21 protein-coding genes are annotated in these 26,363 nt (G+C 71.5%); 13 read left to right on the forward strand and 8 right to left on the reverse strand.

The window, feature by feature from the left end:
* Positions 1 to 165 precede the first annotated feature (165 nt).
* Genes ACFV46_RS23395 through ACFV46_RS23410 form a run of 4 tightly spaced genes read left to right on the forward strand, consistent with a single transcriptional unit; the run spans position 166 to position 6,672 of the window.
* On the forward strand, positions 166 to 1,443 hold the full coding sequence (locus tag ACFV46_RS23395; RefSeq protein WP_361926490.1) for a glycosyltransferase: 1,278 nt from the start codon (positions 166 to 168) through the stop codon (positions 1,441 to 1,443).
* On the forward strand, positions 1,440 to 3,086 hold the full coding sequence (locus ACFV46_RS23400; RefSeq protein ID WP_385499521.1) for an ArnT family glycosyltransferase: 1,647 nt from the start codon (positions 1,440 to 1,442) through the stop codon (positions 3,084 to 3,086). Before ACFV46_RS23395 ends, ACFV46_RS23400 begins: the two co-directional genes overlap by 4 nt.
* Entirely contained in the window at positions 3,083 to 4,270 is a 1,188-nt protein-coding gene (locus ACFV46_RS23405; RefSeq protein WP_361926486.1) for a glycosyltransferase family 2 protein, read from the forward strand. Before ACFV46_RS23400 ends, ACFV46_RS23405 begins: the two co-directional genes overlap by 4 nt.
* Entirely contained in the window at positions 4,267 to 6,672 is a 2,406-nt protein-coding gene (locus ACFV46_RS23410; protein ID WP_385499522.1) for a galactose oxidase-like domain-containing protein, read from the forward strand. Before ACFV46_RS23405 ends, ACFV46_RS23410 begins: the two co-directional genes overlap by 4 nt.
* Before the next feature lie 3 nt (positions 6,673 to 6,675).
* Here ACFV46_RS23410 and ACFV46_RS23415 read toward each other — a convergent pair whose 3' ends face one another.
* Positions 6,676 to 7,401 (reverse strand): Mut7-C RNAse domain-containing protein, encoded by a 726-nt coding sequence (locus tag ACFV46_RS23415; RefSeq protein WP_385499523.1) that lies wholly within the window; start codon positions 7,399 to 7,401, stop codon positions 6,676 to 6,678.
* A gap of 57 nt (positions 7,402 to 7,458) precedes the next feature.
* The gene (locus ACFV46_RS23420; protein ID WP_376729589.1) at positions 7,459 to 8,205 is read right to left on the reverse strand and encodes a hemolysin III family protein; all 747 of its coding nucleotides are present in this window, start codon (positions 8,203 to 8,205) and stop codon (positions 7,459 to 7,461) included.
* A 329-nt stretch (positions 8,206 to 8,534) separates the two neighbouring features.
* On the opposite strand from ACFV46_RS23420, the gene ACFV46_RS23425 reads away from it, so the two are divergent.
* Entirely contained in the window at positions 8,535 to 10,358 is a 1,824-nt protein-coding gene (locus ACFV46_RS23425; RefSeq protein WP_385499524.1) for a phosphoenolpyruvate carboxykinase (GTP), read from the forward strand.
* A gap of 224 nt (positions 10,359 to 10,582) precedes the next feature.
* Here ACFV46_RS23425 and ACFV46_RS23430 read toward each other — a convergent pair whose 3' ends face one another.
* Positions 10,583 to 10,996 carry a hypothetical protein gene (locus tag ACFV46_RS23430; protein WP_361926470.1) on the reverse strand — a complete coding sequence of 138 codons (414 nt, stop codon included), beginning with the start codon at positions 10,994 to 10,996 and terminating at the stop codon, positions 10,583 to 10,585.
* A gap of 99 nt (positions 10,997 to 11,095) precedes the next feature.
* Positions 11,096 to 12,307 carry a pyridoxal phosphate-dependent aminotransferase gene (locus ACFV46_RS23435; protein WP_385499526.1) on the reverse strand — a complete coding sequence of 404 codons (1,212 nt, stop codon included), beginning with the start codon at positions 12,305 to 12,307 and terminating at the stop codon, positions 11,096 to 11,098.
* Positions 12,308 to 12,630: 323 nt separating this feature from the next.
* On the opposite strand from ACFV46_RS23435, the gene ACFV46_RS23440 reads away from it, so the two are divergent.
* Positions 12,631 to 13,560 (forward strand): serine protease, encoded by a 930-nt coding sequence (locus tag ACFV46_RS23440; protein ID WP_361926462.1) that lies wholly within the window; start codon positions 12,631 to 12,633, stop codon positions 13,558 to 13,560.
* A 15-nt stretch (positions 13,561 to 13,575) separates the two neighbouring features.
* Here ACFV46_RS23440 and ACFV46_RS23445 read toward each other — a convergent pair whose 3' ends face one another.
* Positions 13,576 to 15,183 carry an amidohydrolase family protein gene (locus ACFV46_RS23445; protein WP_385499527.1) on the reverse strand — a complete coding sequence of 536 codons (1,608 nt, stop codon included), beginning with the start codon at positions 15,181 to 15,183 and terminating at the stop codon, positions 13,576 to 13,578.
* Between the two features lie 13 nt (positions 15,184 to 15,196).
* The gene (locus tag ACFV46_RS23450; RefSeq protein ID WP_385499528.1) at positions 15,197 to 16,468 is read right to left on the reverse strand and encodes an amino acid deaminase; all 1,272 of its coding nucleotides are present in this window, start codon (positions 16,466 to 16,468) and stop codon (positions 15,197 to 15,199) included.
* A gap of 138 nt (positions 16,469 to 16,606) precedes the next feature.
* Between ACFV46_RS23450 and ACFV46_RS23455 the strand changes: the two genes are divergently transcribed.
* From ACFV46_RS23455 to ACFV46_RS23475, 5 genes are all read left to right on the forward strand, one after another.
* Positions 16,607 to 17,659, forward strand: coding sequence for a sugar kinase (locus ACFV46_RS23455; RefSeq protein ID WP_385499529.1), 1,053 nt, complete (start codon positions 16,607 to 16,609; stop codon positions 17,657 to 17,659).
* The gene (locus ACFV46_RS23460) at positions 17,656 to 18,417 is read left to right on the forward strand and encodes an IclR family transcriptional regulator (RefSeq protein ID WP_385499531.1); all 762 of its coding nucleotides are present in this window, start codon (positions 17,656 to 17,658) and stop codon (positions 18,415 to 18,417) included. The genes ACFV46_RS23455 and ACFV46_RS23460 overlap by 4 nt, the downstream gene beginning before the upstream one ends.
* Positions 18,414 to 18,824 carry a RidA family protein gene (locus ACFV46_RS23465; RefSeq protein WP_361926449.1) on the forward strand — a complete coding sequence of 137 codons (411 nt, stop codon included), beginning with the start codon at positions 18,414 to 18,416 and terminating at the stop codon, positions 18,822 to 18,824. The genes ACFV46_RS23460 and ACFV46_RS23465 overlap by 4 nt, the downstream gene beginning before the upstream one ends.
* Positions 18,825 to 18,944: 120 nt before the next feature.
* The gene (locus ACFV46_RS23470) at positions 18,945 to 20,429 is read left to right on the forward strand and encodes a GntP family permease (protein ID WP_376729595.1); all 1,485 of its coding nucleotides are present in this window, start codon (positions 18,945 to 18,947) and stop codon (positions 20,427 to 20,429) included.
* A 77-nt stretch (positions 20,430 to 20,506) separates the two neighbouring features.
* The gene (locus tag ACFV46_RS23475) at positions 20,507 to 21,103 is read left to right on the forward strand and encodes a hypothetical protein (protein WP_385499532.1); all 597 of its coding nucleotides are present in this window, start codon (positions 20,507 to 20,509) and stop codon (positions 21,101 to 21,103) included.
* A gap of 12 nt (positions 21,104 to 21,115) precedes the next feature.
* Here ACFV46_RS23475 and ACFV46_RS23480 read toward each other — a convergent pair whose 3' ends face one another.
* A complete protein-coding gene (locus ACFV46_RS23480) occupies positions 21,116 to 22,465 on the reverse strand; it encodes a M14 family metallopeptidase (RefSeq protein WP_385499534.1) in 1,350 nt (449 codons plus the stop codon).
* A 339-nt stretch (positions 22,466 to 22,804) separates the two neighbouring features.
* On the opposite strand from ACFV46_RS23480, the gene ACFV46_RS23485 reads away from it, so the two are divergent.
* Together ACFV46_RS23485 and ACFV46_RS23490 are read left to right on the forward strand one after the other, a co-directional pair.
* A complete protein-coding gene (locus ACFV46_RS23485) occupies positions 22,805 to 23,719 on the forward strand; it encodes an anti-sigma factor RsbA family regulatory protein (RefSeq protein ID WP_385499535.1) in 915 nt (304 codons plus the stop codon).
* Positions 23,720 to 23,806: 87 nt separating this feature from the next.
* Positions 23,807 to 25,126 carry an Nramp family divalent metal transporter gene (locus tag ACFV46_RS23490; RefSeq protein ID WP_385499537.1) on the forward strand — a complete coding sequence of 440 codons (1,320 nt, stop codon included), beginning with the start codon at positions 23,807 to 23,809 and terminating at the stop codon, positions 25,124 to 25,126.
* A gap of 7 nt (positions 25,127 to 25,133) precedes the next feature.
* On the opposite strand, the gene ACFV46_RS23495 is transcribed toward ACFV46_RS23490, so the two are convergent.
* A complete protein-coding gene (locus tag ACFV46_RS23495) occupies positions 25,134 to 26,360 on the reverse strand; it encodes a hypothetical protein (protein ID WP_385499538.1) in 1,227 nt (408 codons plus the stop codon).
* Positions 26,361 to 26,363 lie beyond the last annotated feature (3 nt).

Genomic DNA, 26,363 nt, shown 5'->3' on the forward strand with positions numbered 1-26,363 from the left:
GCGGGTGGCGCTCGAATTGTTCACTCTCGCCTCCGGTTGTGAGGAAACGCGCTCTTCATCGAAAGCACCTGCGAACTTCACACATCCCTCCTAATCTCTGCACAGTGCCGCGACCGGCGTGAAATGCCGTCGCGACAGGGGGCATTGGGGATCTGGGGGGATCTGTTGCTGACGTCTGTCTTCATAGCCGTCGTCTCGCTGGCCTTGTTCTGGATGGCGGCTTTCACCCTGTGGTGGCAGATGCACGCGTGGCGTACGCCCGAAGTGCTCGCCTCCACCCGGTTCAGCAGACCGGACGGGGACGACCACGTGTCGTTCTCCCTGCTGCTGCCGGCACGGCATGAACAGGCCGTGCTGGACCACACCATCCAGCGGCTGCTGGAGTCGACCCACACCGACTTCGAGATCATCGTGATCGTCGGACACGACGACCCGGAGACCACCGAGGTGGCCGAGCGGGCGGCGGCCCGTGATCCGCGGGTCCGTGTCGTCGTCGACACGCACGAGAAGAAGAACAAGCCCAAGGCGATGAACACCGCGCTGCCGCACTGCCGCGGTGACGTCGTCGGGGTCTTCGACGCCGAGGACCAGGTGCACCCGGAGCTGCTGGCCCACGTGGACCACGCGTTCCGCACCACCGGGGCGGACGTCGTCCAGGGCGGTGTCCAGCTGATCAACTTCCACTCCAGCTGGTACAGCCTGCGCAACTGCCTGGAGTACTTCTTCTGGTTCCGCTCGCGGCTGCACCTGCACGCGCAGAAAGGGTTCATCCCGCTCGGCGGCAACACGGTCTTCGTCCGCACCGACGTGCTGCGCGAGGCCGGCGGCTGGGACCCGGACTGCCTGGCCGAGGACTGCGACCTGGGGGTCAGGCTCTCCAGCGTCGGCAGGAAGGTGGTCGTCGCCTACGACTCCGACATGGTGACCCGGGAGGAGACGCCCGGCAGCCTGATGTCGCTGCTGAAGCAGCGCACCCGCTGGAACCAGGGCTTCCTGCAGGTCTACCGGAAGAAGGACTGGAAGCAACTGCCCACGTTCGGGCAGCGGCTGCTCGCCCGGTACACGCTGATGACGCCGTTCATGCAGGCGTTCACCGGGCTCGTCATCCCGCTGAACATCGCGATCGCGGTGTTCCTCGACGTGCCGGTGAGCATCGCGTTCGTCACCTTCCTGCCGGCCGTCACCGCGCTCGTCACGTTCGTGTTCGAGATCGTCGGACTGCACGACTTCGGGCGGCAGTACGGGCTGCGGGTGCGCTTCGTCCACTATCTGAAGCTCGTCGTGGGCGGCCCCTTCTACCAGGTGCTCCTCGCCGGGGCCGCCGTCCGCGCCGTGTGGCGCGAGCAGCGCGGCCGCAACGACTGGGAGCTGACCAGCCACGTCGGCGCGCATCTGGACGGCGCCGCCGTGACCCGTGACCTCCGAGAGGACGTCCCCGCGTGACCTCCACCCTTCCCGCGGTGACCACTCCGAAGGTCCCCGCGCAGCGCCGGCCTGTGCCCACGGCACGTCCGACCGGTCGAACAGTACCTCCGCGGCTGCGTTCGTCCCGCTCCGACCTGCTCCTGTGCGGTGTCCTCCTGGTGGCGATCCTCGTCGTCCAGGGCTGGAACATCGCCGACTACCCGACCCTCAGCGACGACGAGGGCACCTATCTCGCCCAGGCCTGGGCGGTCCAGGAGGGCCGCGGCCTGGCCCACTACACCTACTGGTACGACCATCCGCCGCTCGGCTGGATCCAGCTCGCCGTGCTGACCTGGATCCCGTCCGCGCTCAGCCCCGAGTCGATGACCGTGGGCTCCATGCGGGCGGCGATGCTCGTCGTCAGCGCGATCAGCGCGGTGCTGGTCTACGTCCTCGGCCGGCGGCTGTCGCTGCCGCGCTGGGCGGCCGGGCTCGGCATGGTGCTGTTCGGCCTGTCGCCGCTGTCGGTGGTGCTCCAGCGGGAGATCTTCCTCGACAACCTCGCGGTGATGTGGACGCTGCTGGCGTTCGCGCTGGCCGCCTCGCCGAGCCGCCATCTGTGGCACCACTTCGGGGCGGGCATCGCCGCGGCCACGGCCGTGCTGACCAAGGAGACGATGCTCTTCGTGCTCCCGGCGGTGCTGGTCACCATGTGGCGGCACAGCCACCGCGACACCCGCAAGTTCGCCCTCACCGGGGCGATCACGGCGTGCGCGCTGATCGGCCTGTCCTATCCGCTGTTCGCGCTGCTGAAGGGCGAGTTGCTGCCGGGCAGCGGGCACGTCTCGCTGTGGGACGGCATCACGTACCAGATGACCCGGCCCGGTTCGGGCTTCATCCTCGACGAGGGCTCGGGCTCCTGGGGTGTGCTGCAGTCGTGGCTCTACTACGACCGGGTCCTCATCGTCGGCGGTCTCGCGGGCGCCCTGCTGCTGCTCGTGACCTGGCGCTGGTCCGTCACCGCCCGCGCGCTGGCCGGGCCGTCGGCCGCCGTCGTGATCCTCGCCCTGGTCGCCCTGCGCCCGAGCGGCTATCTGCCGGCGATGTACGTCATCCAGGCGCTGCCGTTCCTCGCCCTGGTGCTGGCCGGGGGGACGGCCTCCGTCGCGCACGCCGTGCTGCGGCGCCGGCGCTCGGAGAGGGAACCCCGCCCGGTCACCGCCGGCCGGTACGCCCTGGCGGCGGTGCTGGCGATCGCGGCCGGCGCCTATGTCGTGCCGCGCTGGTACGACGGTGACCGCACCGCCGTCACCGCGGACGCCAACGCCCCCTACCAGGCGGCCTCGAAGTGGCTCGCGACCGAGGTGGAGGACCCGGCGGACACCCGGGTCCTGGTCGACGACGCGCTGTGGCTCGACCTGGTGCACGCCGGGTACGAGCCGGGGCGGGGCGTCATCTGGTTCTACAAGGCCGACCTCGACCCGGCCGTCACGAAGACGATGCCGCGCGGCTGGAAGGACCTCGACTACGTCGTCGCGTCCCCGACGGTCCGGCGTGACGCCGTCGACCTGCCCAACGTCAAGGCGGCCATCGAGCACTCCGAGCCGGTCGCCGTGTTCGGCAGCGGTGAGGACCGTATCGAGATCCGCCAGATCCAGACTTCCGCCGGAGGCGTTCGATGACCCACGAGTACACCGTCCCCGGCCGGCTGGACGATCCGGCCGTCGAGGCCACCGAGGTTCCCGAGCCGGGAGCCGTCACCATCGTCGTGCCCACGTTCAACGAGTCGGCGAACGTGCGGCAGTTGCTGCACCAGATCACCGAGTCGGTGCCGTCCCGGCTGCCCTGCGAGGTCGTCTTCGTGGACGACTCCACCGACGACACCCCGCGGGTCATCGAGGAGGCCGCCAAGGACTGCCCGTTCCCCGTCACCGTCCTGCACCGGGACGAGCCCGCCGGGGGGCTCGGCGGCGCGGTCGTGGAGGGCATGAAGGCGGCCGGCTCGGACTGGATCGTCGTCATGGACGGCGACTGCCAGCACCCGCCGTCCCTGGTCCCGGAGCTGGTCGCCACCGGTGAGCGCGCGAACGCCGGACTCGTCGTCGCCTCCCGGTACATCAAGGGCGGCAGCCGGGCCGGACTCGCCGGCAGCTACCGCATCGCCGTGTCCCGGGGCGCGACCTGGCTGACCAAGGCCCTGTTCCCGCGCCGGCTGCACGGCATCAGCGACCCGATGAGCGGCTTCTTCGCGATCCGGCGCAGCGACATCACCGCCGAGGCGCTCAAGCCGCTGGGCTACAAGATCCTGCTGGAGCTGGCGGTCCGCAGCCGCCCCCGGACGGTCACCGAGGTGCCGTTCGTGTTCCAGGAGCGGTTCGCGGGCGAGTCCAAGTCCACGGCGGCGGAGGGGCGCCGCTTCCTGCGGCACCTGGCGGGGCTGCGGACGGCGAGCCCGCTGGCCCGGATGGTGGTGTTCGGGCTGATCGGGCTGACCGGTTTCGTGCCGAACCTGGCCGCGCTGTGGGCGATGACCCAGGCGGGCCTGCACTATCTGCCGGCCGAGATCGTCGCCAACCAGTTCGGGGTGGCCTGGAACTTCCTGCTGATCGAGAAGCTGCTGTTCCGTGAGCGGCGCGCCCACCGGCACTGGGCCGACCGCACCGTCCGGTTCGCGCTGCTCGCCAACGCCGACCTGGTGCTGCGCATCCCGCTGATCGCGCTGCTCGTCGGCCGGTTCGGGCTCGCCGTGCTGCCCGCGACGGCGCTGGCCCTGGTCATCACCTTCGTCCTGCGCTTCGTGGGTACCGAGGCGCTGGTCTATCTGCCCCGCAGGAGCCGCAGCCGCACAGCGAGGAGTACCGCATGAGATCCAGATCCAGAACGGCCCTGCTGGCCGTGACGGGCCTCACCGGAGCGCTGCTCCTCACCGCGCCCCAGCCGGCGTCCGCCGCCAACCTCGTGAAGAACCCCGGCTTCGAGACCTCCGGCGGCGACGACATGCCGTACTGCTGGGAGAAGTCCGGGTGGGGGGACAACGACTTCACCTTCGAGACGGTGGCCGACGCGCACTCCGGCTCCAAGGCGATGAAGGTGACGCTGACCCGCCGGACCGAGGGCGACCGCAAGGCGCTGATCACCGAGACCGCCGAGTGCGCGCCGGTCGTGTCGGCGGGCAGGCAGTACGACCTGGGGCTCTGGTACAAGTCGACGACGCCGGACACCTCGATCACCCTGTTCCGGCACGACACGACCGCGGGCTGGCAGTACTGGACCGACCTGAAGACGCTTCAGACGGCGGCGGGCTGGACCGAGGCGACGGTCCGCACGCCCGAGGTGCCGGCCGGCACCGACCGGATCGCGTGGGGCGTCTCCGTGTACGGCACCGGCTCGGTCACCACCGACGACTACACGATGGACCAGGTCGCCGAGCCCGTGCCGGACCCGGTGTGCACGGGCACCGCCGAGGAGTGCGCGAACGGCCGCTGGGACGTGCTGCCCACCCGGAACCCGGTCCGCTCCATGCACTCCGTCGTCCTCAACAACGGCAAGGTGCTGCTGATCGCCGGGTCCGGCAACAGCGAGGAGATGTTCGAGGCGGGCACGTTCACCAGCGCGGTCTACGACCCGCGGAACGGCACGTACCGGCAGATCCCGACGCCCAAGGACATGTTCTGCGCCGGGCACGTCCAGCTGAAGGACGGCCGGGTGCTCGTGATGAGCGGCAACAAGGGCTATCCGTCGGCCGACGGCACGGTCGGCTACCAGGGCTACAAGGACTCGTACATCTTCGACCCGGTCACCGAGACGTACAGCAGGACCAACGACATGAACGACGGGCACTGGTACCCGTCGGCGACGATCCTCGGCAACGGCGACGTCATCTCCTTCGGCGGGCTGCGGGAGGACTCGACGGGTTCGGTGACGGCCGAGCGGTGGTCGGACGCCGAGCAGAAGTGGCTGGAGCTCTGGAAGGTCAACCAGACCTGGTCGTACTGGGGTCTGTACCCGTCGATGATCCTCATGCAGGACGGGCGGCTGTTCTACTCCGGCAGCCATGTCTTCGGCAACAACATCCCGGGCACCGGCGCGGCGATCTACGACTACGACGCCAACACCGTCACCCAGGTCCCGGGCCTGCGGAACAAGGATGAGCGCGACCAGTCCGCGAGCGTGCTGCTGCCGCCCGCGCAGGACCAGAAGGTCCTCACCATCGGCGGCGGCAACATCGACTCCAACCCGGACGCCAACCGGCTCACCGACGTCATCGACCTCAAGCAGCCGAACCCGTCGTACGTCGCCGGGCCACCGCTCCCGCAGGGCACCGTCGACCTCGGCGCCGGCAAGGTCGCGCAGACCGGCGCCCAGGGCAAGATGTACGTCTCGGCGGTGCTGCTGCCCGACGGCAAGGTGCTGGAGACCGGCGGCGCCCTGCACAACCGTGCGGACCCGGTGTACGAGTCGTCGATCTACGACCCGGCGACCGGCACCTTCGACCCGGTGGCGGCCGACCCGGAGGAGCGCGGCTACCACTCCTCGGCGTTCCTGCTGCCCGACGGCCGGGTCATGGCGACCGGCGACAACCCGGGCAACGGCTCCTGGAACCACGACGTGTCGATCTACACCCCGCCGTATCTGCTCAAGGGCGAACGCCCCACGATCACCTCGGTGATCGACAGCGAGTGGACGTACGGCGACACCCAGCGGATCACCGTCGACCGGCCCATCGCCAAGGCCGAGCTGATCCGCCCGGCCGCGGTCACCCACTCCTCCGACCCCAACCAGCGGTTCGTCGACCTGCCGCTGTCGGTGGACGGGAACAACGTCGACCTGAACGTGACGAGCAACCCCGACCTGGCGCCGCCCGGCTGGTACATGCTCTTCGCGGTGGACGCCGGCGGGGTGCCGTCGGTGGCGAAGTGGGTGCACCTGGACGGCCCGTCGGCGCTGAGCGCCAAGGACGCCTCCGCACACGTCCACGCCTTCGCCGACGATCTCCAGGGCAAGGTCACCGGCCCCGGCAAGAAGCGCACGTCGCAGAAGGTCGCCCCGACCGTCTCCGGCTGCGACCGGCACTACGGCTCCGCCAACGTCTGCGTGCCGACGGACTTCCCGCCGGCCGTGAAGGCGACGACGCAGGCCCGCTGCGACTGGCTGAAGGCCAACGACTACGGCCGGCTGAAGGTCGACGGCCAGGACGACCCGCTCCGCCTCGACCCCAACCGGGACGGCGTGGCCTGCGGAAAGGGTGATGTGAAGAGCAGGCGCTAGCAGTCAGCTCGCGTACTCGGTGAGGGCGCGCTCCACGATGGCCTCCAGCTGTTCGTGGTGCGCGCCCTTCCAGTAGGCGCGCCCGCACGCGGTGCACTGCGCGAAGACGTCGTACGTCCGCCGGGTGCCGCCCGCCAGCTGGTCGGCGACCTCGTCCTTGGTGGCCTCCTTCAGCAGGCCGTTGCAGGCGGTGCAGCGGGTCCAGGGGCGCAGCTCCGGGCGGAAGCGGTCGAGGACGTCCCGCAGCTGCTCCTCGGGGCGGGTGCTGTAGACGTAGCCGCCGGCCCACAGCTCGCGGCGGCGCAGCAGGCCCCGGTCGCGGCTGAGCATGACCCGTTTCTCGGCGGCGGAGCGGGCGGCGAGCGCCGGGTCGCCGATGTCGGTCGACTCGTACGCGGTGTCCACGCCGAGCAGGCGCAGCCGGCGGGCGAGGGTGCCGAGGTGGACGTCGAGCAGGAAGCGCAGAGGGGCGCCGGGCACCCGCTGGGGGCGCTCGACGGGCCGCACGGTGACGGACTCGCCGGCCCGCGGGACGTGCGCGACGGGGGCGGGGCGGCCGTCCACGAGCAGGGTGCCGACCTCGGTGAGCGGGACGCCCAGGGACTCCACGACATGGCCGAGGGTGGAGACGCCGTCGGTGCGGAGCGTGGTGGCGCCGCGCCGCCGCGCACCGGCGACGAACAGACGCAGCTCGGGCGCGAACTCGACGTGGATCTCGGGACCGTTCACCTCGTCAGGATGGCACGGCCGACGGCGGCGTTCCGGGTGTTTTTCCGGCGTCGTCGCTCAGGCGTGCTGGTAGGCGACGAGGGAGATGCCGATGTAGTGCGCGATGAACGCGGCCAGCGTGAAGGAGTGGAAGACCTCGTGGAAACCGAACCAGCGCGGTGACGGGTTCGGGCGCTTGATGCCGTAGACCACGCCGCCGGCGCTGTAGAGGAGACCTCCGACGATCACCAGGACGAGCACGGCGACACCGCCGGTGTGCATGAAGTCCGGCAGGAAGAAGACGGCGGCCCAGCCCATCGCGATGTAGCACGGCGTGTAGAGCCAGCGCGGCGCGCCGACCCAGAAGACCCGGAAGACGATGCCGGCCGCGGCGGCGCCCCAGATGCCCCAGAGCAGCCACCGCCCCTTGGCGCCGGGCAGGAGCAGGATCGTCAGCGGGGTGTAGGTGCCCGCGATGATCAGGAAGATGTTGGCGTGGTCGAGCCGGCGCAGGACGCCGTCCATGCGGCGGCTCCAGGTGCCCCGGTGGTACAGCGCGCTCACGCCGAACAGCAGGCAGGCCGTGAGGGTGTAGATCCCGCAGGAGAGCCGGCCGCGCGGGGACTCCGCGAAGGCGGTGAGGATCAGCCCGGCGACGAGCACGGCCGGGAACATGCCCAGGTGCAGCCAGCCGCGGAGCTTCGGTTTGATCTCCTCGCCGAGCTGCTGGGCGTGGTGGGCGATCTGGTGCGGCAGGGAGGGCACGCCGGAATCCCGGCCGTCGGCCGGCGTGTCCGTGGGCGCGTCGGGGACGGGCGCAGTCATGAAGAAATCGTACCTACGGAACCGTAAGTTATGCCTCGCGGCGGCCGGATGAGGCCGCGAAGTGGCCATCGTCTCACGGGGCCCCGCGGGCCGGTGCACCCGGGGTGAGGCCGTGATGACGGATCGGAAACATCCGGATGAGTGGCGATCCTCACGCCGCTCACTTGTGACGCCCTCTGGACATATGCGCGGACGCGTCGGATGATCAAATGAGTGCGGTCGGCACCGGATGAGCGCGGCGCGATCCAGTCAGTGCGGCGTCCGGGTCGAGGCCCCCACGGGGCACACAAGGGCATATCAAGGACAAAATCCCTCACTTAGGAGCAACCGTGGCGCGTGACAACGCGGCTCCCCCCGTCGTTCCCACCCAGCACCAGGCTCTCGTCACCTGGGTGAACGAGATCGCCGAACTGACGCAGCCGGACAACGTGGTCTGGTGTGACGGATCCGAGGCCGAGTACGAGCGCCTGTGCGAGGAGCTCGTCGCCAAGGGCACCTTCAAGAAGCTCGACCCGATCAAGCGCCCCCACTCCTACTACGCCGCCTCCGACCCGACCGACGTCGCCCGCGTCGAGGACCGGACCTTCATCTGCTCCGAGAAGGAGGAGGACGCGGGCCCGACGAACCACTGGAAGGCCCCGGCGGAGATGCGGGACGTCTTCCAGGGCGAGCAGGGGCTGTTCCGCGGCTCCATGCGCGGCCGCACCATGTACGTCGTGCCCTTCTGCATGGGCCCGCTCGGCTCGCCGCTGTCCGCGATCGGCGTCGAGATCACCGACTCCGCGTACGTCGCCGTGTCCATGCGCACGATGACCCGGATGGGACAGGCCGTCCTGGACGAGCTCGGCTCCGACGGCTTCTTCGTCAAGGCCGTGCACTCCCTCGGCGCCCCGCTGGAGCCCGGCCAGGAGGACGTCCCCTGGCCCTGCAACTCCACCAAGTACATCTCGCACTTCCCCGAGGACCGGGAGATCTGGTCCTACGGCTCCGGCTACGGCGGCAACGCCCTGCTCGGCAAGAAGTGCTACGCCCTGCGCATCGCCTCGGTCATGGCCCGCGACGAGGGCTGGCTCGCCGAGCACATGCTGATCCTCAAGCTGACCCCGCCGCAGGGCGAGTCGAAGTACGTCGCCGCCGCCTTCCCGAGCGCCTGCGGCAAGACCAACCTCGCCATGCTGGAGCCCACCATCTCCGGCTGGACGGTGGAGACGATCGGCGACGACATCGCCTGGATGCGCTTCGGCGAGGACGGCCGCCTCTACGCGATCAACCCCGAGGCCGGCTTCTTCGGCGTCGCGCCCGGCACCGGTGAGCACACCAACGCCAACGCGATGAAGACGCTGTGGGGCAACTCGGTCTTCACCAACGTCGCGCTCACCGACGACGGCGACGTCTGGTGGGAGGGCATGACGGAGGAGACCCCCGCCCATCTCATCGACTGGAAGGGCAACGACTGGACGCCGGAGTCCGGCACCCCGGCCGCCCACCCCAACGCCCGCTTCACCACCCCCGCCTCGCAGTGCCCGATCATCGCGCCCGAGTGGGAGGACCCCAGGGGCGTGCCGATCTCCGCGATCCTCTTCGGCGGGCGCCGCGCCAGCGCCGTACCGCTGGTGACGGAGTCCTTCGACTGGAACCACGGCGTCTTCCTCGGCGCCAACGTGGCCTCCGAGAAGACCGCCGCGGCCGAGGGCAAGGTCGGCGAGCTGCGCCGCGACCCGTTCGCCATGCTGCCCTTCTGCGGCTACAACATGGGCGACTACATGGCGCACTGGGTCGACGTCGCCAAGGACAAGGACCAGTCCAAGCTGCCGAAGATCTACTACGTCAACTGGTTCCGCAAGGACGACGACGGCCGCTTCGTCTGGCCGGGCTTCGGTGAGAACAGCCGCGTCCTGAAGTGGATCGTCGAGCGCCTGGAGGGCAAGGCCGAGGGCGTCGAGACGCCGATCGGCGTCCTGCCCACCAAGGACGCCCTCGACACGGACGGCCTCTCCCTGTCCGACTCGGACCTGGACTTCCTGCTCACCGTCGACAAGGACGTCTGGCGCGAGGAGGCGGCGCTCGTCCCCGAGCACCTCAACACCTTCGGCGACCACACGCCGAAGGAGCTGTGGGACGAGTACCACGCGCTGGTGGAGCGCCTGGGCTGAACACAGCCCCCAAGACGCCGCGGCCGGCTCCGATCGTGCCCTGACCAGCTACATCGTCACGGCCGGCCGCGGTGACCGCCTTCCGGACCGGCGAGGCCCCGTACAACGGCGTGCGGGGCCCCGGGCCTGCCGCCGCCGGTTCCCGTCCGCCCCGACGGGACGAGAGCGGCGGCGGGCCCTCGCCTGACGGCGAGGGCCCGCGCAAGAGCCAGGGTTCAGGGGTCTCAGACCCCGGTGAGTTCCTGCGACGCCTGGGCGGCGGCGTGCGCGTCCATGCGTTCGGCGGCGAGGATCGCCGCGGCGGTGTCCGCGCGGGACGCGGCGACGACCAGGGCGCGCCCGGCCAGCGCGTGCGCCCGGCGGTGCAGGGTCGCCAGCCGCGCCGGGTCGGCCGCGGCGGCGGAGCGGGCCGGCGGGCGTCCTTCCCGGAGCCGGGTCACCTGCTCGGCGAGCCGTTCGGCCGCGAGGTCGAGGTCCTGCGAGGGTGCCGTCGCGCGCAGCTCGTCCGTGACGGCGAGCAGCGCGGCGAGGTGACCGGCGAGCTGGATGTCCAGCTCCTCCTCGCGCGAGCGGTGGGGGAAGTCGGTGCCGCCGGCCATCGTGGTGTGGACCGACTTGGTGCGGATCGGTTCGTACATGGGGGATGGCCTCCTGTGCGCTGACAGGAAGCCATCCTAGCTTAGATCTCGTCTAAAGTTGAGCTGGAAGCAAAAAGTGGACCGTACACGTACAGACGGTCACGGCTGGCCGTATCCGTCGAGGAAGCGGCCGATCCGGCCCATCGCGTCCCGCAGGTCGGTGGTCGTCGGCAGGGTCACCACCCGGAAGTGGTCCGGCTCTGGCCAGTTGAAGCCGGTGCCCTGCACGACCATGATCTTCTCGCGGCGCAGCAGGTCCAGGACCATCTGCCGGTCGTCCCTGATCTTGAAGACCTTGGGGTCCAGGCGCGGGAAGAGGTAGAGCGCGCCCTTCGGGCGGACGCAGCTCACGCCCGGGATGGCGGTCAGCAGCTCGTAGGCGACGTCCATCTGCTCCTTGAGCCGCCCGCCCGGCAGCACCAGGTCGTTGATGGTCTGCCGGCCGCTGAGGGCGGCGACGACCCCGTGCTGGCCCGGCATGTTCGCGCACAGCCGCATGTTCGCGAGGATGGTCAGGCCCTCGATGTAGGAGTCCGCGTGCGCCCGCGGTCCCGAGATCGCCATCCAGCCCACCCGGTAGCCGGCCACCCGGTACGCCTTCGACATGCCGTTGAAGGTGAGGGTCAGCAGGTCGGGGGCGACGGCGGCGGTCGGAGTGTGCCGGGCGCCGTCGTAGAGGATCTTGTCGTAGATCTCGTCGGAGCAGACGAGCAGGTTGTGCCGCCGCGCGATGTCCGTCAGGCCGCGCAGGACGGCCTCGTCGTACACGGCCCCCGTCGGGTTGTTGGGGTTGATGATGACGATCGCCTTGGTGCGGTCGGTGACCTTGCGCTCGACGTCGGCGAGGTCGGGCATCCAGTCGGACTGCTCGTCGCACCGGTAGTGCACGGCGGTGCCGCCGGACAGGGAGACGGCGGCGGTCCACAGGGGGTAGTCCGGCGCCGGGACCAGCACCTCGTCCCCGTCGTCGAGGAGTCCTTGCATCGCCATGACGATCAGCTCGGAGACGCCGTTGCCGATGAAGACGTGCTCCACGTCGGTCTCGATGCCGAGGGTCTGGTTGTGCATGACGACGGCCCGGCGCGCGGCCAGCAGGCCCTTCGCGTCGCCGTAGCCGTGCGCCGACGACACGTTGCGGAGGACGTCCTCCAGGATCTCGGGCGGGCACTCGAAGCCGAACGCCGCCGGGTTGCCGGTGTTCAGCTTGAGGATCCGATGCCCCGCCGACTCGAGCCGCATCGCCTCCTCGAGCACCGGGCCCCGGATCTCGTAACAGACGTTGGCGAGCTTGGTCGACTGGATCACCTGCATGTCTGGGAGCTTACGGCCGCCCCCCGTGCGAAGGCCCGTGTTTTCCGCCACGTGAGACCCGTGGCAGCCGGTGTACGGCCGTACGGGGGAACGGCGACAGGCGCCGCCGGGCCGTCTGTGGGGATCCGGCCACCCTCCCGTGGAGGTCCTGCGCCGCCGCGCCGAAACCTTTCTTACCCGGTGGTAGGGAAAGCCCTACGGCCCGAACTCGGCGGTAACCGACTCCTTGTCCGGCCCCCTCTCCTGAGTGAGAATGCGCATGACAAAAGCGCGGGTGGCCGGAGATCTCTCCGGTCACCCTCCTCGTATGAGGGGACCCCCACATGAGAAAACCTCTCGGCGCCACCCTCCTCGCCCTGGCCATGGCCGGGGCCGGCGCCGCACCCGTGGCCGCGGCTCCCGCGGACACCGCCCCGTCCTTCGGCAAGGGTGCCGGGACGGGCTCGGTCACCTCGGTGGTCCGGGACACCGTCGCCTCCGTCACCGCCGGTCTCGAACAGGCGCTGAAGCCGTCCGTCCAGGCCGTCGACCTCGCCGGCACCGTGGCACTCAGCAACTGTTCCGGTTCCGTCGTGCGCTTCCCCACGTCGCAGGACAGCGACCCGGCGCTCGTCATGTCGAACGGCCACTGCCTGGAGACCGGCATGCCCGGCCCCGGCCAGGTCGTCGTCAACCGCGCGTCCAGCCGGACCTTCAGCCTGCTGAACGCCTCCGGCTCCAGGGTCGCCACCCTGCGGGCCAGCAAGATCGCCTACGGCACGATGACCGACACGGACGTGTCGATCTACCAGCTCACCAGCACCTACGCGCAGATCAAGAGCTCGACCGGGATCAGCGCGCTGACCGTGTCCGACACCCGCCCGGCCGCCGGCACCGCCATCACCGTCGCCTCCGGCTACTGGAAGCGGCTGTACAACTGCAACGTCGACGGCTTCGTGTACCGCCTGAAGGAAGGCGACTGGACCTTCAAGGACTCGGTCCGCTACACCTCCGCCTGCAACACCATCGGCGGCACCTCCGGCTCCCCGGTGATCGACCAGGCCACCAAGCGCGTCGTCGCCGTCAACAACACCGGCAACGAGGACGGCCAGCGCTGCACGGTCAACAACCCGTGCGAGGTGGACGAGAGCGGCAACGTCACCGTCCGCCAGGGCATCAACTACGCCCAGCAGATCTACCAGATCCCCGCCTGCTTCGGCACCGGCAACAAGCTGAACCTGAGCGCGAGCGGCTGCGTGCTTCCCAAGCCGTGACCGGTCACCCGGGGCTCACGGCGTTCTGCGGACCGCCCGTCCCGCCAGTACGTCCGTGCGGCGGCCGTCCTCGATGACGAAACGGCCGTCCACGAGCACATGCGGGATGCCCGTCGGTGGCGTGCGCGGCTCCGCGAACGTGGAGCCCGCCGCCACCGTCTCGGGGTCGAACAGCACCAGGTCCGCCCGGTACCCCTCGCGGACCAGGCCCCGGTCCGGCAGCCGCAGCCGCGCCGCCGGGCGCGAGGTCAGATGGGCCACGCACTCCTCCAGCGACAGCACTCCCAACTCCCGCACGTAGTGCCCGAGATAGTGCGGGAACGTGCCGTACGCGCGCGGATGCGGCTTGCTGCCCTGCAGGATGCCGTCGGAACCGCCCGTGTGGACGCGGTGCCGCATGATCGCCCGGACGTTCTCCTCGTGGCCGACGTGCTGAAGGATCGTCGTGCCGAGCCGGTCCTCCAGGAGCAGCCGGCGCGCGGTCGTCCACGGGGCCTCGCCGCGCGCGTCCGCCGTCTCCCGGACCGTGCGGCCGACGTGGTCCGCCAGCGCGGGCTCGCCCACCCCCGAGATCTCGATCGTGTCCCACTCCACGGGCACGCCGTGGCAGCCGTCCGCGCCGACGACCTCCAGATGGTGCCGGATCCGCTCGGCCGTCCCGTCGTCCGCCAGCCGCGCGAGGACCGCCTCCGGGCCGCCCTCGCTCGCCCAGCTCGGCAGCAGGGCGACCAGGGTCGTGCAGCCGGGGGTGTACGGGTAGGTGTCGAGGCTGATGTCGGCGCCCTCGGCGAGCGCCTTGTCCAGCAGGGACAGCAGCTCCGGGGCGCGGCCCCGGTTCACGCCGAAGTTCATGGTGGCGTGGGCGAGGTGCAGCGCGCAGCCCGCCTCCCGGGTCAGCGCCACCATCTCCTCGTACGCCTCGAGCGCCCCGGCCCCGTAGGAGCGGTGGTGCGGGCAGTAGTAGCCGCCGTAGCGGGCGACGACCCGGCACAGCTCGGTCAGTTCGGCGTCCCGCGCGTACATGCCCGGCGTGTACGTCAGCCCCGACGACAGGCCGACCGCGCCCTGCTCCAGGCCCTCGGCGACCAGGGCGCGCATCCGGTCCAGCTCGGCCGGGGTGGCCTCCCGGTCCTCCCAGCCGACGACGAGCGCCCGGACCGTGCCCTGCGGGATCAGGTACGCGGCGTTCACCGCGACGCCCCGGTCGAGGCGGTCCAGGAACTCGCCGACGGACCGCCAGTCGAAGTCGATGTCGTCGCCCGGGCCGTTCCAGCCGGCGATCGCGCGCCGCACCTCGCCGAGCGTGCGGTCGTCGACGGGCGCGTACGACAGCCCGTCCTGGCCGAGGACCTCCAGGGTGACGCCCTGGGCGGCCTTGGCGCTGTGGTCGGGGTCCCGCAGCAGCGCCAGGTCGCTGTGGGCGTGCATGTCGACGAAGCCGGGGGAGAGGACCAGCCCCTCCGCGTCCAGTTCCCGGCGGGCCTTCGGCCGCTGGCAGCCGGCCGCGGCGGCCTCCTGGACGATCGACACGATCCTGCCGCGGTCCACGACCACGTCGGCGCGGTAGGACGGACCCCCGCCGCCGTCGACGACGTCGGCGTCCCGGATGACGAGCTCTTCCACGACCGGCCCCTCCTCAGAAGAACGTGCGGATGTAGTCGACGACCGTCCCGTCCGCCTCGGCGAGCGGGATCAGCTGCCACTTGTCGAACGCCGTGCACGGGTGGGACAGTCCCAGGCCCAGCCAGTCCCCGACCTCCAGGTCCGCCTCGCCGGTCGTCTCCAGCCAGGCGTGCTGGTCGGACAGCGCGGTCACGGTGATCCCGGTGGCGGGGCGTTCGGCGCCGTCCCGGCGGACCACCTGGGCGACCGGCAGATCGAGGTCGTACGCCGCGTCGCGCTTGCCGGCGTTGGCGAAGGCCTGGCCGGGGGAGGGGCGGGAGACGACCTGCGTCCACAGCCGGAACGCGGGCTCCAGGGCGCCCTCCCCGGGGGCCCGGTTGAACGGGGTGAGCCTGCGGTAGTGGCCGTCGTCGTGCGAGACGTACGCGCCCGAGCGCAGCAGCTTCAGCACGGGCACCGACAGGTCGGGGATCTCGGCGAACACGTCGGCGACCGCGTCGAACCAGGCGCTGCCGCCCGCGCTCACGACGATCTCGTCCAGGCCCGCGAACCGGCCCGCCTCGTCGAAGGCCGCCGCCAGCGCCACCAGCCGGCGCAGCCAGGCGCGCACCCGCTCCGGGTCCGCCCGCGGGACCTCGCCCTCGTACCCGGCGACCCCGACGAGGCGGAGGGTGTCCGTGGCGGCCACGGCGTCCGCGACGGCCGCGCACTCCTCGTCCGTGCGGACGCCGGTACGGGCGCCCTCGCCGGCCGCCAGCTCCACGACGACGTCCAGCGGCCTGCCGGCCCCGGCATCCCGCAGCGCGGCGTCCATGAGGCGCACACCGGACACGGAGTCGACGTAGCAGACGAGGCGGAAGTGCGGGTCGGCGGCCAGCTCTCCGGCGATCCAGCGCAGCGCGGAGGCGTCCACGAGCTCGTTGGCGAGGAAGATCCGCTCGACGCCGAACGCCCGGGCCACGCGCACCTGGTGGGGCACGGCGAGCGTGACGCCCCAGGCGCCGCGCTCGATCTGCCGCTGGAAGAGCTGCGGCGCCATCGAGGTCTTGCCGTGCGGGGCGAACGCGAGGCCGTGACGGTCGGCGTACGTCTCCATCAGGGCGAGGTTGTGCTCCAGGCGCTCGGCGGAGAGCGCGAGCACCGGGGTGGTGAAGCCGTCCGTGAAGAGGTTGCGCCGCTGGGCGGCCAGCTCCCCGACGGTCAGGCCGCCGGCGTCGGGCGGGAGGCCCTTGAAGCGGTGGTCGACGCGTTCCTCCGCCAGGCGGGCCAGCGCCTCGTTCCCCATGGAACCTCCCTGATCAGTGGCGTTGCAGTGAGTGCAACACTCATTGCGTATGTCGCATGCCGCTGTCTAACATCTCGGCCAACCGCGGGTCAACGGAACCGCGGATCCGCCCGCCCAAGGTCTGGAGCTACGACGATCGTGACCCTCACCGGACCCCGCAATGCCCCCGGCGTCGTGGACGTCGTCGCGCTCGGCGAGTCCATGGTCACGTTCCTGCCGTCGCGGCCGGGACGCCTCGCCGACGTCCCCTCGTTCGAGCGGGCCATCGGCGGCGCCGAGTCCAACGTGGCCTGCGGGCTCGCCGCCGCCGGGCACCGGGTGCGCTGGGTGAGCCGGGTGGGGGCCGACGGTTTCGGCGACCACCTCGTGGAGACCATCGGCGGCCACGGCGTCGACGTCTCGGCCGTGCGCCGCGACCCCGCCCGCCCGACCGGCGTCTACTTCCGCACCGCCGGCGACCGGGCCACCGACGCGCACGAGGTCGCCTACTACCGGGCCGGATCGGCCGCGTCCGCCATGTCCGCGGAGAACGTCGACCTCGAAGCGGTGCGCGCGGGACGCGTCCTGCATCTGTCCGGGATCACCGCCGCGCTCTCGGACACCTGCCTGGACCTGCTGCGCGAGCTGACCGCACCGCGCGAGGACCGCCCGCTCGTCTCCTTCGACGTCAACCACCGGCCCGGCCTGTGGCGGGACGCCGGCGGCCCCGCCGTGCTGCTGGACCTCGCCCGCGCCGCCGACCTCGTGTTCGTGGGCGTCGACGAGGCGCAGGACGCGTGGGGCGTCACCGGCGGGCCCGAGGCCATCCGCGCCGCGCTGCCCGAACCGCCGCTGCTCGTCGTGAAGGACGGCCCGCGCGGCGCCACCGCCTTCGACCACGCCCGGCGCCCCGCCCTGCACGTGCCGGCCCCCGAGGTGCGGGTCGCCGCCGCCACCGGCGCCGGGGACGCCTTCGCCGCAGGGTTCCTCTCCGCCACCCTGCGGGGCCTCCCGCTGCGCGACCGGCTCCGCCACGGGCACCTGTGGGCCGGCGCCACCCTCACCAGCCCCGCCGACCTCGCCGCACCCCCCGCCCGCGACACCGCCGACGCCCTGGTGGCCCTCGACGACGCCGCGTGGGAGAAACTTCGACTCGGCCCCGGCCGGACCCACCCCGCGGACCGGGCCGACGAGGAGGTACCCACGCCATGAGCCAGACCGTCGACCGCGCGCTCAGCATCCTGCCGCTGCTCGCCGAGGGCCCCGCCGACCTGGGCAAGGTCGCCGAGCGGCTCGGCGTCCACAAGTCCACCGCGCTGCGGCTGCTGCGCACCCTGCACGAACACGGCATGGTCTACCGCCAGTCCGACCAGCGCTACCGGCTCGGCGCCCGCCTCATCGCCCTCGCCCAGGAGGCGATGGAGAACCTCGACATCCGCGGGATCGCCCACCCCCACCTCGTGCGGCTCAACGAGCAGTGCGGGCACACCGTGCACCTCGCCGTCTACGAGGAGGACGAGGTGCTCTACATCGACAAGGTCGAGAGCCGCTACCCCGTGCGGATGTACTCGCGGATCGGCAAGCCCGTCGCCATCACCGTCGCGGCCGTCGCCAAGCTGCTCCTCGCCGACCTGCCCGAGCACGAGCGGCGGGCCCTCGCCGAACAGCTCGACTACCCCATGTACACGTCCCGTTCCACCCCCAACGCCCCAGCCTTCCTGAGGGAGTTGGACAAGGTCCGCGAACAGGGCTGGGCCACCGACCTCGGTGGCCACGAGGAGTCCATCAACTGCGTCGCCGCGCCGATCCACGGCGCGGACGGCCGGGTCGTCGCCGCGATGTCGGTGTCCGCGCCCAACGTCGTCGTCACCGCCGACGAACTCCTCACCCTGCTCCCGCTCGTGCGCCGCACCGCCGACGCCATCAGCGGCGAGTACTCCGGCAGAACCCCAGCGAAGGACACCCCGTGACCGACAAGATCGCCCTCACCCCGAAGACCCACACCACCCCGCCCGCGAAGTTCTCCCACGGGGTGCGCAAGGGCAACATCCTCCAGGTCGCCGGTCAGGTCGGCTTCCTCCCCGCCGTCGAGGGCCAGGCCCCCACGCCCGCCGGCCCCACCCTGCGCGAGCAGACCCTCCAGACCCTCGCCAACGTCAAGGCGATCCTCGAGGAGGGCGGCGCCTCCTGGGACGACGTCATGATGATCCGCGTCTATCTGACGGACGTGGACCACTTCGCCGAGATGAACGCGCTCTACAACGCCTACTTCGAGGAGCAGGGCCTCACCCAGCCGCCCGCCGCCCGCACGACCGTGTACGTCGGTCTGCCCGCGGGTCTCCTCATCGAGATCGACGCGCTGGCCGTCCTCGGCTGACGCCTCCCTCGTACCGCCCGCCGCACCTGACGCACGGCATGGTGTGCGCCCACCCCCGCGACGCCATGCCGCGATGCCCCCTGCCCGAAAGCCGGATGCACCCACCCCGAGGACCCCCCGATGCCCCCTTCGCTCCTTCCGCTCGCCGCGCAGGCCCCCGAGACACCCCCGCACACCGGCGGTCTGCTGCATCTGATCGACGGCACGGCCGGACTGCTCACGGTCGCCGCCCTCGGTATCGCGCTGCTGCTCTACCTGATCATCAAGGTGCGGCTCCAGCCCTTCGTCGCGCTGCTCGCCGTCTCCATAGCCGTCGGCCTGATGGCCGGCCTGTCCGTCACCGAACTCTTCGGCACCGTCCAGCGGTCCGACGCGGTCTCGACCATCGAGTCCGGCATGGGCGGCATCCTCGGCCATGTCGCCATCATCATCGGCCTCGGCACCATGCTCGGTGCCATCCTCGAAGTCAGCGGCGGGGCCGAGGTCCTGGCCTCGCGTCTGCTGCGGCTGTTCGGGGAGCGGCGGGCCCCGCTCGCGATGGGCGTGACCGGCCTGATCTTCGGCATCCCGGTCTTCTTCGACGTCGGCATCTTCGTCCTCGCGCCGCTCGTCTACGCCGCCGCCAAGCGCTCCGGCAAGTCGATCCTGCTGTACTGCCTGCCGCTGCTCGCGGGCCTGTCGATGACCCACGCCTTCCTGCCCCCGCACCCCGGCCCGGTGGCCGCGGCCGGTCTGCTCCACGTCGAGCTGGGCTGGGTCATCCTCATGGGCGTCGTCTGCGGCATCCCCGCCGTGCTGGCCGCCTGGGCGTACGCGGCCTGGATCGGGCGGCGCGTCTTCGTCGCCGTGCCGCAGGACATGGTCGAGGCGGCCGAGGAGGCCCGGCAGTCGGTCGTCGCCGAACAGCGCGCGGCCGGCGTGGAGCCCCGTGAGGAGCCCGTGCCGCTCGGCACGGTCCTCGGGATCATCGGCACGCCCCTGGTGCTGATCCTCGCCGCGACGTTCTCCTCGATCGGCCTGGACCCCTCCACCACCCGCTCGGTGATCGAGTTCTTCGGGCACCCGTTCGTGGCCCTGACGATCGCCCTGCTCCTCGCGTACTACCTGCTGGGCATCCGGCGCGGCTGGTCCCGCAAGTCCCTGGAGACGGTGTCCACTTCGTCGCTGAAGCCGGTCGGCAACATCCTGCTGGTCGTCGGCGCGGGCGGTGTCTTCGGCGCCGTCCTGAAGGCCAGCGGCGTCGCCCAGGCCCTGTCGGACACCTTCAACGACGTGGGCCTGCCGGTCATCGTGCTGTCGTACCTGATCTCGCTGGTGCTGCGGGTCGCGCAGGGCTCCGCGACGGTCGCCATCGTCACCACGGCGGGCATCGTCGCGCCCCTGCTCTCCGAGGGCCACCACTCGCAGGCGTTCGTCGCCCTGGTCATCATGGCGGTCTCGGCCGGCTCGATCTTCGCCTCGCACGTCAACGACGGCGGATTCTGGATCGTGGCCAAGTACTTCGGCATCACCGAGCGCGACACGTTGAAGTCGTGGACGGTCCTGGAGAGCGTCCTGTCGCTCGCCGGGTTCGCGGTGGCGGCGGTGCTCAGCCTGTTCGTGTAGTCCCGCGTCTCGCGGGTCGGTAACGATGCGGGGGCTGGTTGTGCGGACCACAGGGTTGTCGACCATACTGCTCGGCTGTGGAGCAGCGCATAGGTTCAGGCAGCCGGCCCCTGGTGGAAGGCGCCGGGTTCGACCCGGCCTTCGTCCCCGGGCTCACCCCGCCCGCGTCCGCCGCCCCCAAGGGCCCGCAGGAGAAGGACGGCACGGCCGTGGCGGACTCCGACGAGACGGTGCCCGAGGATGCCGCCGAGACGGCCGAAAAGGTCGACAAGGACGCGGAGTTCGAGGAGCCCGGGGAGACGGAGGACGTCCCGGAGGACGCGGTCGCCGACGAGGCGCCCGTGGACGGCCCGGTGTTCGAGGCCGCCGACCGCCGGGCGCGGATCGTCGCCGACCACCGGGGAGTCCGGCTCCGCCTGGACGACCAGGAGTGCGAGTTCCGCTGGGACGAGATCGCCGCCGTCGAGACGGAGTCCCCGCGCTTCGGGAAGCGGTTCACCATCACGGTGCACACTCCTGACCGCCGCTGGTACCCGATCGAGATCGAGGCGACGGCCAGGAGCCGCTTCACGGAGTGGGACGAGCAGCTGGACGCCGTCCTCGACGCCTACTTCGAGGAGGGCGCGGCCGAGGAGGCCCAGGAGGCCGCGGCCGCTGCCGCGGAGAAGGAGTAACTCCCCGGTCCGCTAGGAGCAGTACTGGGCCTCCTTCCCGATGGACCGGTACATGCAGTCCGCGTTCTCCAGCAGCTGGAGTACGGCGTCCCGGTTGCGGGAGGTCTCCCGCTCAATGACCTCGTCGGGCGGGTAGAACCCCCCGCCGCCGGACCTCGGGTACATCTCGAAGGTGTACGAGAAGATGCGCTGGTCGCCCCAGAGCCAGTCGTCGATCGAGCCGTCGGTGATGTAGAGGTCGCTGGACTGCTCGGGCGTGTAGCCGTTGCTGGCGGCCATCCTGCGGCCGACGGTGGCGAAGGCGTTGCGGTCGTCGGCCGTCATCCCGGTCGTGGTGTCGGAGTACGTGTACCCGAACGGCCACAGCACCAGCTCGCTGTAGGTGTGGAAGTCGATGCCGGCCGTGATCTGCTGCTTCCCGCCGACGATCCGGCCGCGTACGAAGTCGGCGACGACCTTCACCTCCGGGGACGACTCGGCGCGGGCGCCCCGGTAGGTCTCGGAGGACGTGGACCCGGAGGAGCCGCCGCAGCAGCCCCAGCGGTAGGCCCAGTTGCGGTTCAGGTCCGTGCCGACGGCCGAGGAGCCGGAGTTGGGCTGCCGGTTCTTGCGCCACGACCGGTAGGAGCCGGTGGCGATGTCGTACTCGCCGCCGTCCGGGTTGAGGTCGGGGACGATCCAGATCTCCCTGCTGTTCACCAGGCCGGTGACGCGCGTGTCGCTCCCGTAGCCGGACGTCAGTTCGCGCAGCAGGTAGAGCGCCATCTCGACGGTGAGGTGCTCCCGGGCGTGCTGATGGTGGGTGAACAGCACCTCGGGCTCGGCCTCGTCGGTGCCGACGTTGTCGCTGATCTTGACGGCGACGATGTCGCGGCCCTGGTAGGACGTGCCGATGACGCGGCGGCTCGCGATGGACGGGTGGGCGGCCACGATCGTGTTGATCTCCGCCGTCATCTCCGCGTAGTTGTGGTACCGCGAGTCGGCGGAAGGGAAGTCGTACAGCCGGACGTCGTCCTCGCCGGCCGACCGGTCGGGGACCGCGCCGAGCGGGGTGACGTCGTAGCCGAGCGCCCTGAGCTTCTTGATCTGGCCGGCGCGGCCGGAGACGACGACGCCGTGGTCGTCGGCGGCGTCCACGCTCACGCCCGTGCGCTGAAGTGCCGTGCGGTCGGCGGGAGTCGCGTGCAGCCGGACCTCGTACTGACGGATGTCGTCGGCGGAGGGGGCGGCCTCGGCGGCGCTGTCGGCGGACGCGGAGACGGATTCGGCGAGGGGTGCCGCGAGGGCGAGGGAGAGCAGGGCGGCGAGTGCGGCGGCCCGTCTGCCGCCGCGCGCGCCCGGTCCGCGGGTGCGAAGTCGCATGAAGTCTCCTCGGGGGAGTGGGGGTGGGGTTCAGTGCGACGTACGACGTGGTGCGGGGTGCGGGGCTCATGGTCGGGGCATGGCATGAACAGTTCAAGAGTGGAGAACCGGCCGACGCCCGGAACAGGCCGAAAACGAGCCGCGCAGTGTACGCGGGCGGCATGCGCCCGGCGCGTTCCCGGGCGAAGTCCACCCGCCGGTGTGACCCCGGCGTGCGCGGCGGCGCACGGCCGGGAAGGGTGAGGGTCCGCGCAAGGGGGAGCGGGGGGAGCGATGGCGGCGGGGACCGGCGCACCCCCGGCTCCCCCGGCCTCCCCGTGACGTCAGGAGAGCCCGCCGATGACCTCCCCGGCCGCACCCGGCTCCAGCCCGTTCGACCACCGCATGGCCGTCTTCGGCTCCGACGACGAGTTCCTGGCGCAGGCGCTCCCCTTCCTCGCCGAGGGACTCGCCGCGCGGCACGAACCGCCGCCCGTGGTCATCGCCGCCCCCGGCAACCTGGACCTGCTGCGCGACGCCCTCGGCCCCGCGGCCGGCGAGGTCGGCCTCGTCCCGCACACCGAGTGGTACACGGGCTCCGCCGCCAACGCGATCGCGCGGGGCGCCGGTCACCTCGCCGCGCACGCCGGCCCCGGCGGCCGTATCCATCTGCTGATGGAACCCGTGTGGGGCGGCCGGGCCGGCCGCTCGCCCCGCGAGACCGCCGAGTGGATCCGCTACGAGGCCCTCGCCAACCTGCTGTTCGCACCCCAGGCCACCACCGCCCTGTGCGCCTACGACACCCGGGTCGCCGGCGCCACGATCGTCGCCGCCGCCCGCCGCGCCCACCCCGACTGCGGGGTGTACGAGGACCCGCTGCGGATCGCCGCCGAACTGGACGCCGTACCACTGCCCGCGCCACCCGCCGCCGCCGAGCGCATCCCCGGCCCGGCCCCCGCCGCCGGAGCCGTGCGCACCTGGGCCACCGTGCAGGGACTCGCCCCGGCCGAGGCGGAGGCGTTCGCCACGGCCGTCACCGAGGCGGCCGCCGCCCTCGGCCCCGTCGACCGGGCGCTCCTGTGGGCCGACGGCCCGGCCTGCGTCTGCGAGCTGCGGCCCGTGCGCCGCGTCGAGGACCCGCTGGCCGGATTCGTACCACCGCCGGGCGAGGCGCCCGGGCAGGGCCGGGGCCTGTGGTTCGCCCGCCAGGTGTGCGCCTACGTGGACGTCCGCGACGAACCGGGCGGGACGAGCGTACGGCTCCAGTACGGCTGAGCGCGCCGTGGCGCCCGTGCGGACATCGGGTGCAGATCGCGGCACGCCCTCTTGCCGCCCCGGCGCCCGTGCGCTTACTTGACCTGCATGGCGGACACCACGGGAAGCACAGAGGCATCACCGGTCGGCGCGGCGGACTCCCGGCCCCGTAAGTCCAGTTGGCGGTACATCGGGCCCGGTATCGTCGTCGCCGCGACCGGTGTCGGCGCCGGGGACCTGGTCGCCACGCTCATCGCGGGCAGCAACTTCGGCTACACCCTGCTGTGGGCCGCGGTCGTCGGCTGTCTGGTCAAGATCTCGCTCGCCGAGGCCGCCGGACGCTGGCACCTGTCCACCGGCCGCACGCTCTTCGACGGCTGGGCCTCCCTGGGTCGCTGGACCACCTGGTTCTTCGCCGCGTACGTCGTCGTCTGGGGCTTCGTCTACGGCGCGGCGGCGATGTCGTCGAGCGCGCTGCCCCTGCAGGCCCTGTTCCCGGGCGTGATGGACCTGGAGTGGTGGGCGATCGCCTGCGGCCTGACCGGCCTGGTGTTCGTCTGGTTCAACAAGTACGCGGTGTTCGAGAAGGTCATGACCGTCCTGGTGGGCGTCATGTTCGTCGTCACCGTCTATCTGGCGGTCCGTGTCGCCCCGAACCTCGGGGACGCCTTCGCGGGCCTGCTGCCCGTCCTGCCCGACGAGAAGGACTCGATCCTCAACACCCTCGGCCTGATCGGCGGCGTCGGCGGCACCATCACGCTGGCCGCGTACGGCTACTGGGTCAACGCCAAGGGCTGGACGGACAGCGGCTGGATGAAGGTGATGCGGCTGGACAACCGGGTCGCCTATCTCACCACCGGCATCTTCGTCGTCGCGATGCTCTTCGTCGGCGCCGAACTGCTGCACTCGGCGAACGTGGCCATCGCGAGCGGCGACAAGGGCCTGCTCCAGCTCGGCGACATCCTGGAGGACGAGTACGGCACGGCGACCGCGAAGTTCTTCCTGATCGGCTTCTTCGCCACCTCCTACACCTCGCTCATCGGCGTCTGGCACGGCGTGAGCCTGATGTTCGCGGACTTCGTGTCCCGCTACCGGGGTGAGGAGGCGCAGAAGGGCGAGGAGGTCGCCTCCGGTGCCCGGGAACGCTCCTGGCCGTTCCGCGCGTACCTGCTGTGGCTGACCTTCCCGCCCATGGTCCTGCTGTTCCAGGGCCAGCCCTTCCGCCTGATCATCCTCTACGGCGTGCTGGGCGCGGCCTTCCTGCCGTTCCTCGCGGGCACCCTGCTGTGGCTCCTCAACTCGACGCGCACGCCCGCCTCGTGGCGCAACGGCGCGCTCAGCAACGTCATGCTGACGATCGCCGGGCTGCTGTTCCTGGTCCTGTGCGTCAAGCAGATCTGGGACCAGCCGTGGGCCGACTTCTTCTGACCACGGCCTAGCGGTACCGGTCCCACTGCGGGCTCAGGGCGATCTTCCGCAGCTGCGCCTTGCTGAGGACCGGTGCCGTGCGGCTCGGGGCGGTGTGCTGGGTCGGCGCGTTGAGGGCGCTGACGACGACCCGGAAACCGTCGGTGCGCAGGGAGTCCACCGTCCACATCACGGCACCGGGCACGCCCTTGTCGCCGCCGTTCTCCCGGAAGTCGACCAGTGTCCCGTCCGGCAGCGTCTCGGACCCCTCCCCGAACAGCTCCCCGGCCACGTCGCCCATGTTCTGCTGGACGTCGACCTGCACATAGCCGCGGCCCTCGCCGTCGTCCAGGACGAGGAACGAGTAGTCCTCGCCCCGCTCCACGACCTTCACCTTCCGGGGCAGCAGGGCCGCGAACGTGTCCAGCACCGAGTCCACGGACGGCTGGGCGGGCGGCTCCTGCGCCTCCACCGGGTCCTCAGGGAGCGAGTCGACGTAGCCGCGCCACACCGGCGCCGTCACCAGCTTCTTCAACCGGGCGGTGGACAGCGGGGGTTCGGGCCGGGTCACCGGGGAGTCCTTCTCGGCGGCGGCGTTCAGCTCGCTGACGAAGACGTGCTGCCCGGCCGGGGTCACCAGGTCGGCCGACCACAGCTTGGTCTTCGCGCGCCGGTCGCCGTACACGTACCCCTGGAACAGCTTCAGCAGCGAGCCGTCGGGCAGCTCGGTGGAGACACACGCGTCGTGCCGCACCAGGGTGCGGTCGGGGCAGTCGACGGTCTGACGGGCGTGCTGCCCGCCGAACGCGATCCGGTCCAGCCCGACCACGACCGCCGCGGCCCCCTTGCCGTCGTCGAACACGAGACGCGCGTACGGCGCCGGCGCTCCGTCCGCCACGCCCTTGGCCTCCTGCCCGCTCACCTTGCCCTCGGGCAGCAGCCCCTCCAGCGACTCGAGCAGCTCGTGCCCGGTGACGGGTGCCACCGGCGCCTGCGCGGAGGGCCGTCCGGACGTGCCGGGCCGAGGCGCGGCGCCGTCGTCCCAGGGGGTGAGCAGCGTCCCGCCGACCCCAGCCAGCGCCACCCCGGCAACCCCGCCGACGACCGCCGTACGCCGGCGCAGCCGCTGCCGGCGGCCCCGGGCCAGCCCCCCGTCGACGAGGGCCGCGCGGTCGGTCGTGAAGTGGTCGCCGGCGTCGCGCAGGGCGTGCCCGAGCCGGGTCTCGAAGGGGTCCTGGTCGTGTTCCACGGGCATGGC

The organism is Streptomyces sp. NPDC059852, from assembly GCF_042731455.1.
Lineage (GTDB): Bacteria > Actinomycetota > Actinomycetes > Streptomycetales > Streptomycetaceae > Streptomyces.

Excerpts from the sequence above, each read along its gene's own strand:
- ACFV46_RS23495 (WP_385499538.1), bottom strand. The coding sequence starts at position 26,360 with ATGCCCGTGGAACACGACCAGGACCCCTTCGAGACCCGGCTCGGGCAC.
- ACFV46_RS23405 (WP_361926486.1), top strand. The coding sequence starts at position 3,083 with ATGACCCACGAGTACACCGTCCCCGGCCGGCTGGACGATCCGGCCGTC.
- ACFV46_RS23450 (WP_385499528.1), bottom strand. The coding sequence starts at position 16,468 with ATGGGGAACGAGGCGCTGGCCCGCCTGGCGGAGGAACGCGTCGACCAC.
- ACFV46_RS23485 (WP_385499535.1), top strand. The coding sequence starts at position 22,805 with ATGACCTCCCCGGCCGCACCCGGCTCCAGCCCGTTCGACCACCGCATG.
- ACFV46_RS23460 (WP_385499531.1), top strand. The coding sequence starts at position 17,656 with ATGAGCCAGACCGTCGACCGCGCGCTCAGCATCCTGCCGCTGCTCGCC.
- ACFV46_RS23435 (WP_385499526.1), bottom strand. The coding sequence starts at position 12,307 with ATGCAGGTGATCCAGTCGACCAAGCTCGCCAACGTCTGTTACGAGATC.
- ACFV46_RS23490 (WP_385499537.1), top strand. The coding sequence starts at position 23,807 with ATGGCGGACACCACGGGAAGCACAGAGGCATCACCGGTCGGCGCGGCG.
- ACFV46_RS23480 (WP_385499534.1), bottom strand. The coding sequence starts at position 22,465 with ATGCGACTTCGCACCCGCGGACCGGGCGCGCGCGGCGGCAGACGGGCC.
- ACFV46_RS23440 (WP_361926462.1), top strand. The coding sequence starts at position 12,631 with ATGAGAAAACCTCTCGGCGCCACCCTCCTCGCCCTGGCCATGGCCGGG.
- ACFV46_RS23430 (WP_361926470.1), bottom strand. The coding sequence starts at position 10,996 with ATGTACGAACCGATCCGCACCAAGTCGGTCCACACCACGATGGCCGGC.
- ACFV46_RS23470 (WP_376729595.1), top strand. The coding sequence starts at position 18,945 with ATGCCCCCTTCGCTCCTTCCGCTCGCCGCGCAGGCCCCCGAGACACCC.
- ACFV46_RS23420 (WP_376729589.1), bottom strand. The coding sequence starts at position 8,205 with ATGACTGCGCCCGTCCCCGACGCGCCCACGGACACGCCGGCCGACGGC.
- ACFV46_RS23410 (WP_385499522.1), top strand. The coding sequence starts at position 4,267 with ATGAGATCCAGATCCAGAACGGCCCTGCTGGCCGTGACGGGCCTCACC.